The 13,883-nt window shown below is 69.5% G+C and carries 12 protein-coding genes; 5 read left to right on the top strand and 7 right to left on the bottom strand.

Translation table 11 applies throughout. The features are described 5' to 3' along the window. The first annotated feature begins 9 nt into the window (after nucleotides 1-9). From nuoL to FXF65_RS00815, 4 genes are all read left to right on the top strand, one after another. Entirely contained in the window at nucleotides 10-1,926 is a 1,917-nt protein-coding gene (nuoL, locus tag FXF65_RS00830; protein ID WP_148347581.1) for an NADH-quinone oxidoreductase subunit L, read from the top strand. Then, nucleotides 1,923-3,503 carry an NADH-quinone oxidoreductase subunit M gene (locus FXF65_RS00825; RefSeq protein ID WP_148347580.1) on the top strand — a complete coding sequence of 527 codons (1,581 nt, stop codon included), beginning with the start codon at nucleotides 1,923-1,925 and terminating at the stop codon, nucleotides 3,501-3,503. The genes nuoL and FXF65_RS00825 overlap by 4 nt, the downstream gene beginning before the upstream one ends. Further along, nucleotides 3,500-5,083, top strand: a complete 1,584-nt coding sequence (nuoN, locus tag FXF65_RS00820) for an NADH-quinone oxidoreductase subunit NuoN (RefSeq protein WP_148347579.1) — start codon at nucleotides 3,500-3,502, stop codon at nucleotides 5,081-5,083. The genes FXF65_RS00825 and nuoN overlap by 4 nt, the downstream gene beginning before the upstream one ends. A gap of 82 nt (nucleotides 5,084-5,165) precedes the next feature. Beyond that, nucleotides 5,166-6,140: a polyprenyl synthetase family protein gene (locus tag FXF65_RS00815; RefSeq protein WP_246198336.1), complete on the top strand. Its 975-nt coding sequence runs from the start codon at nucleotides 5,166-5,168 to the stop codon at nucleotides 6,138-6,140. Nucleotides 6,141-6,208: 68 nt separating this feature from the next. Here FXF65_RS00815 and FXF65_RS00810 read toward each other — a convergent pair whose 3' ends face one another. The 6 genes from FXF65_RS00810 to rarD all read right to left on the bottom strand — a co-directional run bounded on the left by FXF65_RS00810 (nucleotide 6,209) and on the right by rarD (nucleotide 11,443). Beyond that, complete coding sequence (locus FXF65_RS00810; protein WP_148347577.1) at nucleotides 6,209-6,823, bottom strand: GTP-binding protein; 615 nt, start codon at nucleotides 6,821-6,823, stop codon at nucleotides 6,209-6,211. Further along, nucleotides 6,804-7,235 (bottom strand): DUF742 domain-containing protein, encoded by a 432-nt coding sequence (locus FXF65_RS00805; protein WP_148347576.1) that lies wholly within the window; start codon nucleotides 7,233-7,235, stop codon nucleotides 6,804-6,806. Before FXF65_RS00805 ends, FXF65_RS00810 begins: the two co-directional genes overlap by 20 nt. After that, nucleotides 7,232-7,657, bottom strand: coding sequence for a roadblock/LC7 domain-containing protein (locus FXF65_RS00800; RefSeq protein WP_148347575.1), 426 nt, complete (start codon nucleotides 7,655-7,657; stop codon nucleotides 7,232-7,234). The genes FXF65_RS00805 and FXF65_RS00800 overlap by 4 nt, the downstream gene beginning before the upstream one ends. Before the next feature lie 336 nt (nucleotides 7,658-7,993). Then, nucleotides 7,994-9,688 carry a prenyltransferase/squalene oxidase repeat-containing protein gene (locus FXF65_RS00795; RefSeq protein ID WP_246198285.1) on the bottom strand — a complete coding sequence of 565 codons (1,695 nt, stop codon included), beginning with the start codon at nucleotides 9,686-9,688 and terminating at the stop codon, nucleotides 7,994-7,996. A 481-nt stretch (nucleotides 9,689-10,169) separates the two neighbouring features. Beyond that, the gene (locus tag FXF65_RS00790) at nucleotides 10,170-10,523 is read right to left on the bottom strand and encodes a hypothetical protein (protein WP_148347573.1); all 354 of its coding nucleotides are present in this window, start codon (nucleotides 10,521-10,523) and stop codon (nucleotides 10,170-10,172) included. A gap of 50 nt (nucleotides 10,524-10,573) precedes the next feature. Further along, entirely contained in the window at nucleotides 10,574-11,443 is an 870-nt protein-coding gene (gene rarD, locus FXF65_RS00785) for an EamA family transporter RarD (protein WP_148348309.1), read from the bottom strand. 92 nt (nucleotides 11,444-11,535) lie between these two features. On the opposite strand from rarD, the gene msrA reads away from it, so the two are divergent. Next, complete coding sequence (gene msrA / locus FXF65_RS00780) at nucleotides 11,536-12,192, top strand: peptide-methionine (S)-S-oxide reductase MsrA (RefSeq protein ID WP_148347572.1); 657 nt, start codon at nucleotides 11,536-11,538, stop codon at nucleotides 12,190-12,192. A 23-nt stretch (nucleotides 12,193-12,215) separates the two neighbouring features. Here msrA and FXF65_RS46395 read toward each other — a convergent pair whose 3' ends face one another. Continuing rightward, nucleotides 12,216-13,454: a helix-turn-helix domain-containing protein gene (locus FXF65_RS46395; protein WP_148347571.1), complete on the bottom strand. Its 1,239-nt coding sequence runs from the start codon at nucleotides 13,452-13,454 to the stop codon at nucleotides 12,216-12,218. Nucleotides 13,455-13,883: the final 429 nt, after the last annotated feature.

Below are 13,883 nucleotides of genomic sequence, written 5' to 3'. Positions count from 1 at the left end.
AGGCTCGGGATGAAAGCGGAAGGCATCCAGGCCGCGTCCTGGCTCCTCATCGCGCTGCCGCTCGCCGGCGCCGCGATCCTCCTGCTCGGGGGGAGACGCACCGACAAGTGGGGGCACCTGCTCGGCGTCGCCATGTCGGTCGCGTCCTTCGCGGTGGGCGCGGCGATGTTCGTCCAGATGCTCGGATACGGCTCCGCCGAGCGGCGCCGCACCGTGCACCTGTGGGACTTCATCGACGTCGGCTCGTTCAAGGTCGGCATGGACCTGCTGGTCGACCCGCTGTCGATCAGCTTCGTCCTGCTGATCACCGGGGTCGGCTCGCTGATCCACATCTACTCGATCGGCTACATGGCCGAGGACCCCGAGCGGCGCAAGTTCTTCGCGTACCTGAACCTGTTCGTCGCGGCGATGCTGCTGCTGGTGCTCGGCGACAACTACCTGGTCATGTTCCTCGGCTGGGAGGGCGTCGGCCTCGCCTCGTACCTGCTGATCGGCTTCTGGCAGTACAAGCCGACGGCGGCGACCGCGGCGAAGAAGGCGTTCGTCGTCAACCGCGTCGGCGACATGGGGCTGATCATCGCGATCGCGCTGATGTTCGCCACGTTCGGGACGGTCGGCTTCGGCCCGATCCTCGGCACCGGCGCCGAGCACGTGGGGCTCGCGTCCCAGCTCGGCACCGGCACGGCGACCGCGATCGGGCTGCTGCTCCTGCTCGGCGCGTGCGGCAAGTCGGCGCAGCTCCCGCTCCAGTCCTGGCTGCTGGACGCGATGGAGGGCCCGACCCCGGTGTCGGCGCTGATCCACGCGGCGACGATGGTGACCGCGGGCGTGTACCTGATCGTCCGGTCCGGGCCGATCTTCGAGATGTCCGACACCGCGCAGCTCGTGGTGACGATCGTCGGCGCGGCCACGCTGCTCGCCGGTGCGATCATCGGGTGCGGCAAGGACGACATCAAGAAGGCCCTCGCCGGGTCGACGATGTCGCAGATCGGCTACATGCACCTCGCCGCGGGGCTCGGCAAGCCCGGCTACGTCTTCGCCATCGCGCACCTCATCGCGCACGGCTTCTTCAAGGCGGGCCTGTTCCTCGGCGCCGGGTCGGTCATGCACGGCATGAAGGACGACGTGAACATGCGCCACTACGGCGCGCTCCGCGCCGTCATGGTGACCACCTACGTCACGTTCGGGCTCGGTTATCTCGCGATCATCGGCTTCCCGGGCCTGTCCGGCTGGTTCACCAAGGACGGCATCATCGAGGCCGCGTTCGAGAAGGGCGGCACGTCCGGGGCGATCCTCGGCTCGTGCGCGCTGATCGGCGCGGGCATCACCGCGTACTACATGTCGCGCGTGATGTTCATGACGTTCTTCGGCGAGAAGCGCTGGGAGGACGACGTCCACCCGCACGAGTCCCCGGCCGTCATGACGTGGCCGCTGATGCTGCTCGCGGTCGGCTCCGTGGGCGCGGGCGGGTTCCTGATCCTCGGCGGCTTCTCCGACTTCCTGGAACCGGTCGTCGGGGCGCCCGAGCACGAGGCCGGCTTCAAGCCGCTGTCCCCGTCGAGCATCGCGACCTTCGTGCTGATGGTCGTCGGCGCGGCGATCGCGTGGCGGCAGTACGGCAGCCGGAAGGTGCCGCGCGAGGCGCCGAAGGGCTCGTTCGTCACCGTCGCGGCCCGCCGGGACCTGTACGGCGACGCGATCAACGAGTCGCTGCTGATGCGTCCCGGCCAGTGGCTGACCAGGCTCGCGGTCTGGTTCGACGGACGCGGCGTCGACGGCGCCGTGAACGGCACGGCCGCCGGGATCGGCGGGACGTCCGGCCGGTTCCGCCGCATCCAGACCGGCTTCGCCCGTTCCTACGCACTATCGATGTTCTTCGGCGCCGCCCTGGTGGTCGCCGCACTGCTGGCGGTGAATGTCTCGTGAACGACTTTCCCTGGCTGAGCGTCCTCATCGCGCTGCCCCTCGTGGGCGCGGTGCTGCTCAGCGTCATACCGCGGGAGCGGGAGGCGCTGGTCAAGCAGTTCGCGATCGGCGTCTCGCTCGTCGTCGCGGTGCTCGCCGGCGTGATGGCGGCCGGTTTCGACGCGGGCGGCGACCGCTTCCAGTACACCGAGAAGTACTGGTGGATCAAGGAGTTCGGGGTCCACTGGGCGGTCGGCGTCGACGGCGTCGCGCTCGTGCTGATCCTGCTGTCGGTGATCCTCGTCCCGCTGGTGATGCTCGCGTCCTGGACGGAGGCCGACCGCTCCGGCGGCGTCGACGTCCCCGCGAAGCGCTCGGTGAAGACGTACTTCGCGCTGCTGCTCGCCCTCGAAGCGGCCATGATCGGCGTCTTCGCGGCGACCGACGTGTTCCTGTTCTACGTCTTCTTCGAGGCGATGCTCATCCCGGTGTACTTCATCATCGGGTACTACGGCGGCGCGCAGCGCTCCTACGCCGCGGTGAAGTTCCTGCTGTACTCGCTGTTCGGCGGGCTGCTCATGCTGGTCGCGGTCATCTGGCTGTACCCGCTGTCGAGCAAGCCGGTGTCGGAGGGCGGGCTCGGCCGCGGCACGTTCATGTTCGACGAGCTCGCGAAGATGAACATCGACCCGACCACCGCCAAGTGGCTGTTCCTCGGGTTCTTCGTCGCGTTCGCGATCAAGGCGCCGATGGTGCCGGTGCACACCTGGCTCCCGGACGCGGCGCAGCAGTCGCCGCCCGGCGCGCTGGTGCTGATCGTCGGCGTCCTCGACAAGGTCGGCACGTACGGGATGCTGCGGTTCTGCCTGGAGCTGTTCCCGGGCGCGTCCAAGTGGGCGACGCCCGTGGTGCTCGCGTTCGCGGTGCTCAGCATCATCTACGGCGCGATCCTCGCGATCGGGCAGGTCGACCTCAAGCGGCTCATCGCCTACACGTCGGTGTCGCACTTCGGGTTCATCGTGCTCGGCATCTTCGCGATGACGTCGCAGGGGCAGTCCGGCGCGACGCTCTACATGGTCAACCACGGGTTCTCCACCGGCGCGCTGTTCCTGGTCATCGGGTTCATGATCGTCCGGCGGCGGTCGGCGAGGATCTCCGACTACGGCGGCGTGCAGAAGGTCGCGCCGATCCTCGCCGGGACGTTCCTCATCGCGGGCCTGTCCGGGCTGTCGCTGCCCGGCCTGTCCACGTTCGTCTCGGAGTTCCTCGTCATCGTCGGCACGTTCTCCCGCTACAAGTGGGCGGGCGCGCTCGCGGTCACCGGCGTCGTCCTCGCCGCGATCTACATCCTGTGGATGTACCAGCGGACCATGGGCGGCCCGAAGGTCCCCGCCGTCGAGGGCATGAAGGACCTGAACGCCCGGGAGAAGTGGGCCGTCGCCCCGATCATCGCGATCATCGTGGCGATGGGCTTCTTCCCGCAGCCGGTGCTGCACCTGATCAACCCGTCGGTGAAGGAGACGCTGGTCCGGGTCGACAGGCAGGACCCGCGGCCGGACATCACCGGTAACGTCGCCGAGAACGGAGCCCGTCCATGAACACCGGCACGCAGGTGAGCGCGGTCCTCGCGCAGGGGGGTGACATCCCCGCGCCGCACATCGAGTACGGGCAGCTCGCCCCGATGCTGCTGGTCTTCGGCGCCGCCATCCTCGGCGTGCTCGTCGAGGCGTTCGTCGGCCGGACCGCGCGCTACTGGGCGCAGGTGCCGATCGCGTTCCTCGCGCTCGCCGGGGCCTTCGCCTGGACGATCGTCCTCGCGTGGCGCGACAATCCGCACGAGGTGGCCGCGGAGGGCGCGCTCGGCGTGGACGGCCCGACCCTGTTCCTCCAGGGCACCATCCTCGTCCTCGCGCTGGTCAGCCTGCTGCTGATCGCCGAGCGGGGCGGCCGGGCCGGCGGGCACTTCGCCGCGCAGGCGTCCGCGCTGCCGGGCAGCGAGGCCGAGCAGCGCACCGCGCAGGCCGGGATCACCCAGACCGAGGTGTTCCCGCTGATGATGTTCGCCGTCGGCGGCATGCTGATGTTCCCGGCCGCGAACGACCTGCTGACGATGTTCGTCGCGCTGGAAGTGCTGTCGCTGCCGCTGTACCTGCTGTGCGGGCTCGCCCGCCGGCGGCGGCTCCTCTCGCAGGAGGCGGCGGTCAAGTACTTCCTGCTCGGCGCGTTCTCGTCGGCGTTCTTCCTGTACGGGACGGCGCTGCTCTACGGCTACGCCGGGTCGGTGCGGCTGTCGGACATCTCCGCGCAGATCAGCAAGGACGCGGGCAGCGAGACGCTGCTGCTCGCGGGCGCCGCGCTGCTGTCGGTCGGGCTGCTGTTCAAGCTCGGCGGCGTTCCGTTCCACATGTGGAAGCCGGACGTCTACCAGGGCGCCCCGACCCCGATCACGGCGCTGATGGCGTCCTGCACGGTCGTGTCCGCTTTCGGGGCGATCCTGCGCGTCTACTACGTCGTGTTCGAGACGCTCGAGTGGGACTGGCGCCCCTTCATGTGGGGTGTGGCGATTCTCACGATGGCGATCGGGTCGATCATCGCGATCACCCAGACCGACATCAAGCGGATGCTGGCCTACTCGTCCATCGCGCACGCGGGCTTCCTGCTCATGGGCGTGATCGCGGCGTCCCCGCACGGCCTGTCCAGCACGCTGTTCTACCTGCTCGCCTACGGCTTCACCTCGGTCGGCGCGTTCGCCGTCGTCACGATGGTGCGGGACGCGGGCGGCGAGGCGGGGCACCTGTCCCGCTGGGCGGGGCTCGGCAAGCGCTCCCCGGTCGTCGCGGGCGTGTTCGCCTTCTTCCTGCTGGCGTTCGCGGGCATCCCGCTGACGAGCGGCTTCACCGGGAAGTTCGCGGTGTTCAAGGCGGCCGTGGAGGCCGGCGCGACCCCGCTGGTGATCGTCGCGGTCGTGTCGTCGGCGGTGGCCGCGTTCTTCTACGTGCGCGTGATCGTGGTCATGTTCTTCAGCGAGCCGGACGCGGACGGACCGGTCGTCGTGGCGGGCCCGGCGACCGCGGTCGCGGTCGCGGTCGGCGTGACGGCTACTGTGGTACTCGGCGTGCTCCCACAGCCCGTTCTGGACCTTGCGGGACAAGCCACGACCCACATGTTCGTCCGGTAGGGAGTCCTGGGTGAGCAACCCACCATCCGCTGAGAAGACGAACGGGCCGGCTCGGGAAGAGACCGGCCCGTTCGGGCTTTCCATTGACGCCGCGCTCGCGGCGGACGCGCGGGAGCGCCTCGCCGACGTCGAGGCCCTCCTGCTGGACTGCGTGCGCGGCGAGGACCCGCTGCTCAGCGACGCCTCCAGGCACCTGGTGGAGGCGGGCGGCAAGCGCTTCCGGCCGATGCTGGTGCTGCTCGCGTCCCACTTCGGCGATCCCGCCGCGCCGGGCGTCGTGCCCGCCGCGGTCGTCGTCGAGCTGACCCATCTCGGCACGCTCTACCACGACGACGTGATGGACGAGGCGACCGTCCGGCGCGGGCAGCAGTCCGCGAACTCCCGCTGGACGAACACCGTCGCGATCCTCACCGGCGACTACCTGTTCGCCCGCGCGTCCGACCTGCTCGCCGACCTCGGGCCGGACGCCGTCCGGATCCAGGCGCGGGCGTTCGCGCGGCTCGTCCGCGGCCAGATCCAGGAGACCGTCGGGCCCGGCGCCGAAGCCGACCCGCTCAAGCACTACCTCCAGGTCCTGGCCGACAAGACCGGGTCGCTGATCGCCGTGTCCGGGCATTTCGGCGCGCTGCTCGCGGGCGCGCCCACGCACGTCGTCGACACAGTCACGTCGGCGTGCGAGAAGATCGGCGTCGCGTTCCAGCTGTCGGACGACATCCTCGACATCGCGTCCGAGACGGAGGAGTCGGGCAAGACGCCCGGCACAGACCTGCGCGAGGGCATCCTCACGCTGCCGATGCACCACGTGCTCGCCGGGATCGGCTCGGGCGCGGACGACGCGCGGCTGCGGGAGCTGCTCGTCCAGGACCTGTCCAAGGACGACGCGCCGCACGCCGAGGCCCTCGCGCTGCTGCGCGCCCACCCGGCCATGGACCGCGCCCGTGCCGACCTGCGCCGCTGGGCCGAGGACGCCCGCGCCGAGCTCCTCACCCTCCCGGCCATCCCGGCGCGCGACGCCTTCACGCACCTCTGCGACTACGTCGTCTCCCGGACGGGCTGACGAGGGCCTGCACGCGACAAGCGGCGGCGGGCACCGGGATTCCCTCCGGTGCCCGCCGCCGCTTCGCGTCAGACCTGCTGGGGCGCGGGCGCGTCGACCAGCCCGCGGACCTTCATCGCGTGCAGGACGAGGTCGATCAGCACCTGCTTGCACGAGTCGATCTTGCGGGCGTCGCAGAGCATCACCGGGACCTTCGGGCCCAGGTTCAGCGCCATCTGGATCTCCCCGAGGTCGTAGCGCTTGGCGCCCTCGAAGCAGTTCACCGCGACGACGAACGGCGTCTGGCGGCGCTCGAAGTAGTCCACGGACGGGAAGCAGTCGGACAGCCGCCGCGTGTCGGCGAGGACGACCGCGCCGAGCGCGCCGAGGGCCACCTCGTCCCACATGAACCAGAAGCGCTTCTGGCCGGGCGTCCCGAACAAGTACAGGACGTACTCGTTCCGCATGGTGATGCGGCCGAAGTCCATCGCGACGGTGGTGGAGTCCTTGCGCTCCACCCCGGAGATGTCGTCCACGCCGACGCCGACGTCGGTGAGGAGCTCCTCGGTCCGCAGCGGCTGGGTCTCGGAGACCGTGCCCACCATGGTGGTCTTGCCGACTCCGAAGCCGCCCGCGATCACGATCTTGACCGCGGTGGGGAGCCGGCGGGCGCGCACTTCTCGTCTAGAGGGCCCGGAGACCATCGATCACCGCCTTGTAGAGCCTGATGTCGTGCATGTCCGCCTCCGGTTCGGGTTCCTGCATGGAGACGAACCCCTTGTCGAGCAGGTCGCCGAGCATCACCCGAATGGTCGCGACGGGAAGGTCGAGGTGGCCGGTGAGTTCGGCGACCGACATCACGTTCTGGCAGAGCCGGATGATGGCGAGGTGCTCGGGGCCGAGGCCGATCGTGCCCTCGGGTTCGGGACCGACCGCCACCACCAGGGTGATGAGGTCGAACTTGCCGCGGGTGGGCTCGATCCGCCCGCTGGTCATCACGTACGGCCGCACCATCGGACCGGCGTGCTCGTCGAGGAAGCGGTCCTCGGCGGGCGGCGCCGGGGGCGTCGGGTCCTCCGGCCAGGGGTCCTGGGCCGGGTCGTCCGGCGGGATCATGTCGATCGTCCCTCCGCGGCGGGCTCGGTGCGCGTCGGTGTGCTGAGGTGGTGGCCCATGCTCGTGACCAGCATGGCCATCTCGTAGGCGATCAGGCCGACGTCGGCGTCCTCGCCCGCGAGCACCGCGATGCAGGCGCCCTTCCCGGCGACCGTGACCAGCAGGAACGCCGACTGCATCTCGACGATCGTCTGCCGGACGGGCCCGCCGCCGAACCGCGTCCCGGCCCCCTTGGCGAGGCTCTGGATCCCGGCGGCGACCGCGGCGAGGTGCTCGCCGTCGTCCTGCGGGAAGCCCTCCGACGAGGCCATGAGCAGGCCGTCCGCGGACAGCACCACGGCGCTGCGCGCGTGCGGGAGCCGGTGGACCAGGTCGTCCAGCAGCCAGCCCAGATCGGAGGAGGAACCGGTCTTCTGCGTCACTGATCTGCCTCGCCTTCCGCTGTTTCGGTGCCGGTGTCCCCTGCTTCGACGCCGTCCGCGCCGACCCGCGCGGCGATCTTCGGCCGCAGACGTGGGTTGCGGAAGGGCATCAACAAGTCCTCAACGATTTCCCGAGCGGCCTACGGACCGCCGCGATGGGGGTTCGGGGGCCGTGGTGTCCAGGCTCGCGGCGCGATAGGTAAGCCATCGCCTCCGCATCGCCAGTACCTTAGCAACGTTGCGGGCTCAGAAGATGTACTTTGTTCCCCTCATTTGAGGGTTTTTGCTATTACCGCCCTACCCTGTGGTGCAAAAGACATGAACGATGTGTTGATGTCAGCTCTGTTCGATGGTATGGACGTACTTCCCGACGAGATGCCGAGCAGCCAGGACGGACGCGCGCACCACGGCGACCGGTAGGTACAGATCCTTGTCGTGCCAGAGCGCGGGGCCGAGAAGACGTCCATTGTCGGAGGGCGCCGGGAGAAATTCGTCCCCCCGAGTTATAGATTCCTTGTATTTCCCTGCCGGGTCCTTCGCGTTGAGCGCGGCGGCGGCGTCGGCGGACGGCAGCAGAATCTGAAGCGCGTACGCCGTTTCCTCCACCGTCCCTTCCCAGAGGCCCCATGAGCCGTCCGGGCGTTGGGTGTCCAGGACCCACGCGCGGGCGCGGGCGAGGGTTCCGGCCGCCTTCCCGCCGCCGAAACGGCTCAGCGCCGCGACGCAGCACAGCGTCGCGTAATAGGGAGAGGCGTGCCACCGGTCGGTCCAGCTTCCGTCCTCGCGCTGCTGGTCGCAGAGGAGCGTCACGAGGTCGCCGACCGTCTTCGTGTATCTCGGAATGGACACCGAAGGCGTCTCTCCCGTTCTGAGGATGGCGCGCAGGTACTGGCCGAACGCCTCAAGCACATGGGCGTTGACCGTGACTGAGAAACCTTCCTCGCCGGGCCAGGTGCAGAAATGCGTCGGCGTCTCGTAGGCCCAGAGCGCCTCCGGGGGTCTCGGCTTTCCGAGCAGGCCGAGCGCGTAAAGGACGGCCGACGTGGTGTCCGCGTCCGCCGGGAGTCCCTCCGCCGCCGGGGTGCCGGCCGGTCCGAGCGCGGCGGCGAGGCCGTCCAGCAGCGCGGGCGGCGCGTTGGACACGATCCCCGTCCGGGCGAGGGTGCTGAGGACCCACGCGCGCTCGAAGACGGTGATCGGCGAGCCGCAGGGCACCGCTCCCGCGTGCTCGTCGGAGACGGCCTCCAGGAACAGCCGGGCCGGGTTGCGCGGCTCCCGCGCGCCGCGTTCGCCGAGCCACGCCGCCGTGGCCGCCGGGGACGCGCCGACCGCCCCGACCGGGCCAGGACGGATCGTCCGCGCCTCGCGCGCGAGGTCGCCCGTCACCTCCAGGGCGTGCGTCATCTTGTCCGGGAGGGCGGCGCCCGCGGTGAGGGCGGCGCGCATCTTGGCCAGGCGCGTCCGGTCCAGGCCCTTCGGGTTTCCGAGCCGGCCCTCGGGCACGGGCCCGACGACCGGGCAGTCGCCGCCCAGTTCGTCCAGATGCCGGTTGATCGAGCCGACGAGTGAGTCGACGATCAGGTCGTTGGCGGGCATGTCCGGGAACCTGGTGAAGTCCAGGGCGGGCAGCCGCCGGAGGAGCCGGGGGAGCGACCGGCCGAGCGCGTCCGCCGCCTCCCTCGGGTCAACGCCGTCCGCCTGCCGGAAGCCGTTCGAGTCGCCGTCGTCGAGGCTCCGGACGACCGTGAGCAGCGCCTCCACCGCGCTCAGCGTCGGGACGACCGCGTACGCGCCCGGCGCGCCCCACAGGCCGTCCGGCCGCTGCGCGTCCAGGATGTGCCTTACCCGCCGCGCGTGCCCCGCCAGCCACGGCGTCAGCGAGACCACGCGCCCGGTCTCGTAGATCGACGGCGAAACGTGCCCCCAGGGGCGGCTGAGGAGTCCGCGCAGGAGTTCGCGGGCCGCGCCCGCCACGTCGTCGGAGTCCTCCTCCCGTCTGGCCCCCGACGGCGTCGCGCATTTGCGGCTCACAATTCCTCCTAGGGGTCGGTCCGCCGTGACACTCGGTGCAGAATTCGAACTGCCATTCGAGATACGGCCGGGCACAGATGACCGGCTCAAAGTGTCGCGGGCGTCCTCGCCAAGTGAGTGACCATGGGCGCCTCGGCCGCGTGGACGGGCCGGGGACCGGCATCGGCGGACATTCTCGATCCCTTTGTACGGCTGGCTCCGAGGAAGCCCTGGTGGGGGGAACTGAGAGTTATCGAGCATGCAGAAGCTGGGGGTGCCCTTTGGTGCAAGATGGGCATTCTGACCGAGTTACTGGAAGTATCACATGATCATTTGACGAAAACAAGCGTTCCGCCGGCAGTAATTGCGCGTATCCGTGGGTGACGTGCCTCACCTTGCAAGTGATATGTCGCCCCAGTCAATGGCTCTTGACAATGCGGGCGCAGTTGTCCGCACTTCATGATCAATTGATGATCGAGGTCGGCAGAATTCGCGCGGCGGCCTAGCGGGCGGTGCTCAGCAGGGTCGGCCAGACGAGCCGTCCGGCCACTCTGAGCTGGCCTTTCACCGATAGTCGGCCGCACCGCGCGGTGACCGTGTAGGCACCGGGCTCGGTGTTCTCGCGGATGGTCGCCGTCCCCCGCACGACCGGGTGGTCGAACGCCTCGGACGTCACCTCGTGCCTGCCGACCGTGCACTGCGGGGAGGAGACCTCGACCCGCTCGCCGGGGCGCGCCACGTCCGGACTCACCCGGACCTCGTCGTGGTGGGTCGCGGTCGCCTCACCCGTCCCGGGCGCCAGCATCCCCGCCGCGACGAGTGCCGATCCCAAGACGGTGACGCTGACCAGACGCACCGAGAGCTCCCTTGTATCCGGGCCGTGTGACGTCCGGAACTTTAGCCCCTTCAGACCGTTTCGGGCACCGCTTCGCGACGTGCGGCGGCGACCCCGTCCCACGTCAAGATCACCAGCGCGAGCCATACCAGCAGGAAGCCGGCCCAACGGCTCGCCGGCATCTCCTCATGTTGGACAAAAAGCCCGATACCGAACTGAAGCACCGGCGCTAGGTACTGCAGCATCCCGATCACCGACAGCGGGAGCCTGATCGCCGCCGCGTTGAACAGCATCAGCGGGACGGCGGTCACCACGCCCGCGAGCGCCAGCAGCACCGCGTTCCCCACCCCGTGGTGCCCGAACGCCGCCTCGCCCCGTCCCTCCAGGACGAGCACGAACCCGAGCGCGGGCAGGAACATCATCGCCGTCTCGACCGCCAGGCCCTCCGCCGACGGCATGTCGACGAACTTCTTGAGCATCCCGTAGACCCCGAAGGCGAGGCCCAGGACCAGCGCGATCCACGGCGGACGCCCGTAGTCGGCGGTCAGCACGACCACGGCGGCCGTCCCCATCCCGACCGCCCACCACTGCCGCGGCCGGAGCCGCTCCCGGAACACCGCCACGCCGAACATCACGCTGATCAGCGGGTTGATGAAGTAACCGAGCGCGGCCTCGATCGTCCGGCCGTCGTTGACGGCGTAGATATAGGTGCCCCAGTTGACGCTGACCACCGCGGCCGCCAGCGCCAGCAGCAGGCCGCGGCGCCAGGTCAGCATCCGGAGCCAGCCCCGGTTCCGCGACACCGCGAGGACGACGGCGACCGCCACGAGCGACCACATGATCCGGTGCGCGAGGATCTCGACCGCGCCCGCGGGCTCCAGCAGCGGCCAGTACAGCGGAAACAGGCCCCACAGCGCATACGCCGCGATCCCGTACAACATCCCCCGCTTCACCACGAGGGGCAACCTACCAGGGACGTAATCAGCCACTATCACGCACACTCATGTCTGCGGCGGCGAGCTAGGCTGAAAGCATGTTCGGCTTCGCGAAGACCCAGATGGTCAGCCCTGACAAGGCCCTCCCGGGACGGGACGAGCCCATCCCGGTCCCGCCCCGCCACGAGGTCCTCGACGCCCCCCTCGCCCCGCCCTACCCGGACGGCGCCGAGATCGCCGAGTTCGCCCTCGGCTGCTTCTGGGGCGCCGAGCGCATGTTCTGGCAGACCCCCGGCGTCCTCTCCACCGCCGTCGGCTACGAGGGCGGCCACACCCCGAACCCCACCTACGAAGAGGTCTGCAGCGGCCTCACCGGCCACGCCGAAGCCGTCCGCGTCGTGTACGACCCGTCGAAGATCAGCTACGAGGAGCTGCTCCGCGTCTTCTGGGAGTCCCACGACCCCACCCAGGGCATGCGCCAGGGCAACGACATCGGCACCCAGTACCGCTCGGCCGTCTTCACCCGCACCGAGTCCCAACAAGAGGCCGCCGAAGCCTCCCGCGACGCCTACCAACCCGTCCTGACGAAGTCCGGCTACGGCCCCATAACCACCGAGATAACCCCGGCCACCGACTTCTACTTCGCCGAGGACTACCACCAGCAGTACCTCTCAGACGCCAAAAACCCAAACGGCTACTGCGGCATAACCGGCACCGGCCTATCCTGCCCCGTAGGCGTAGCCCCCACCGAATAGTCGGTGACCTTCGGAAACGGTCGTCAGGCCGCGTGTGTGTCGAGCACTTCCCGCACTTCGGGGACTTGCCGGTACGGCTCTAGCTTCGTGAGGACGATGCGTCCGCGCTGAGCCGTGCGCTCGCTGGCGGAGTCGGCCGAGAGGTCGAGCATCCGGCGCGCGGTTTTGGCGGCTTCCTCTGGTTCGTTGGCGTCGACCAAGGCGACGGCGAGCCATGAGAGGTAGAGGGCGAGTTCGCGGGTGTGCGTCGAGTCGTACCGGCTGAGCACTTCTCGCAGGAGCGGGACGGCACGCAACGGCTTGCGAAGCTCTGTGTAGACGCGGGCGTCCATCACGTCGAGTTCCTCGGGCGAGACCCAGTAAGCCCAGTCTGGAGACGCGTGCGAGTCTTCGACGGCCATGGCTTCGTGGGCTTCGATGAGAGCCCGCAATGCCGCTTGGGCTTCGCCCGCCTTGGTGTGCGCCCATGCGACCCGATCGAGGTAGAGCGCGCGGGCCTTGGCGGGTGCGTCGGGGCCTGCCTCGTCCAGCGCGGCACGGGCGAGACTCACACCGTCGTCTTCGTGACCGGTGTTGGAGAGCTGATAGGCCAGGCTTCCGGCAAGGTTGCCCACGAGAGCGTGGTCTCCGGCCTCCCTAGCGGCCGAGACTCCGAGCCGATAGGTGCGCTCCGCCTGGTCGTGTTCGCCCGCGTCACTCGCGATCCACCCCGCGATCTGGGCTATTTCCCCGATGCTGCTGAGAAGTGAGCGGCCGGTCTCCTCGGAATGCCTCGTTTCTCGGTAGAGCCGGACGGCTCCGTCCAACTCCCTAAGCGCCGGGGCAAGCAGATCGCCTCCGGCGATGACGTCATCAGCGAGCCGTAGGCCATGCGCCCGGTCAGCCAGAGCGGCCGCTGTAGAGGCTCCGACCCGGCGTCCCGATTCACTCGCCAGTGGCCCAAGGTCCACATCGTGATCTGGAAGGAAGTAGGCAAGTGCCTCGGCCGGACCGCGCGGCCCAGTTCCAACATCTTCACCTCGCGCATGGGCGGCTCCGCGCTCCAGGGCGTCGAGGGGAACACTCAGGGCCGTCGCGAGAGCAGGAAGCCAGACATCCGGGACGCGTTCGCCTCGCTCCCAACGGCTGACCTCGTGCCGCGTCACAGAAGGGACACCGGATATCCGGCACAACGTCTCGGCCACTTGCCGCTGACTCTTGCGCGCGTCCCTCCGCAACTGCGCCAGGTACGCGCCAAACCGCTTCCGCTTCGCGTCGCCCACGGTCGCCCCTCCCCCCTCAAGTCTGGCCCCTCCCTGGCTCCCTAGCCGGTGCCTCCGAGAGATCCGGCGAGAAAGACAGGCTCAGAGCCCATGGAACGGGCGGCATCCCTCGCCGGTCAACCAGGTCGGCAACGGTCGGCGGCGTCGCTTCCGGCTCAACCCCCGTGTTCGACGGAAGGAACAGCTATGGCAGACGGCATGGACAGGCCGCTGGACGAGTTGGCGGTGCAGCTCCTACAGCGGGGATGCCGCGTGGAGGTGCGCGGGACCACGCTCACGGTGTCGTTGAGCGTGCGTTGGTGACGGCTCCGGCTCAGGCGCGGATGCTGGTGGTTCGCGCGAACGGCGCGCAAGGTGCGACAGACCGTTTCGCGCGAACGAGTGCCCCGGCTCGCGGGGGTCCCGGGGGCGGCGCAGCTCCCTGGTTCG

Source organism: Actinomadura syzygii (assembly GCF_008085905.1).
Taxonomy (GTDB): Bacteria; Actinomycetota; Actinomycetes; order Streptosporangiales; family Streptosporangiaceae; genus Spirillospora; species Spirillospora syzygii.
The sequence above is the reverse complement of the archived record's forward strand: the minus strand, read 5'-3'. Positions and strand labels throughout refer to the sequence as shown.

Excerpts from the sequence above, each read along its gene's own strand:
- msrA (WP_148347572.1), top strand. The coding sequence starts at position 11,536 with ATGTTCGGCTTCGCGAAGACCCAGATGGTCAGCCCTGACAAGGCCCTC.
- nuoL (WP_148347581.1), top strand. The coding sequence starts at position 10 with ATGAAAGCGGAAGGCATCCAGGCCGCGTCCTGGCTCCTCATCGCGCTG.
- nuoN (WP_148347579.1), top strand. The coding sequence starts at position 3,500 with ATGAACACCGGCACGCAGGTGAGCGCGGTCCTCGCGCAGGGGGGTGAC.
- FXF65_RS00805 (WP_148347576.1), bottom strand. The coding sequence starts at position 7,235 with ATGATCCCGCCGGACGACCCGGCCCAGGACCCCTGGCCGGAGGACCCG.
- FXF65_RS00810 (WP_148347577.1), bottom strand. The coding sequence starts at position 6,823 with ATGGTCTCCGGGCCCTCTAGACGAGAAGTGCGCGCCCGCCGGCTCCCC.
- rarD (WP_148348309.1), bottom strand. The coding sequence starts at position 11,443 with ATGTTGTACGGGATCGCGGCGTATGCGCTGTGGGGCCTGTTTCCGCTG.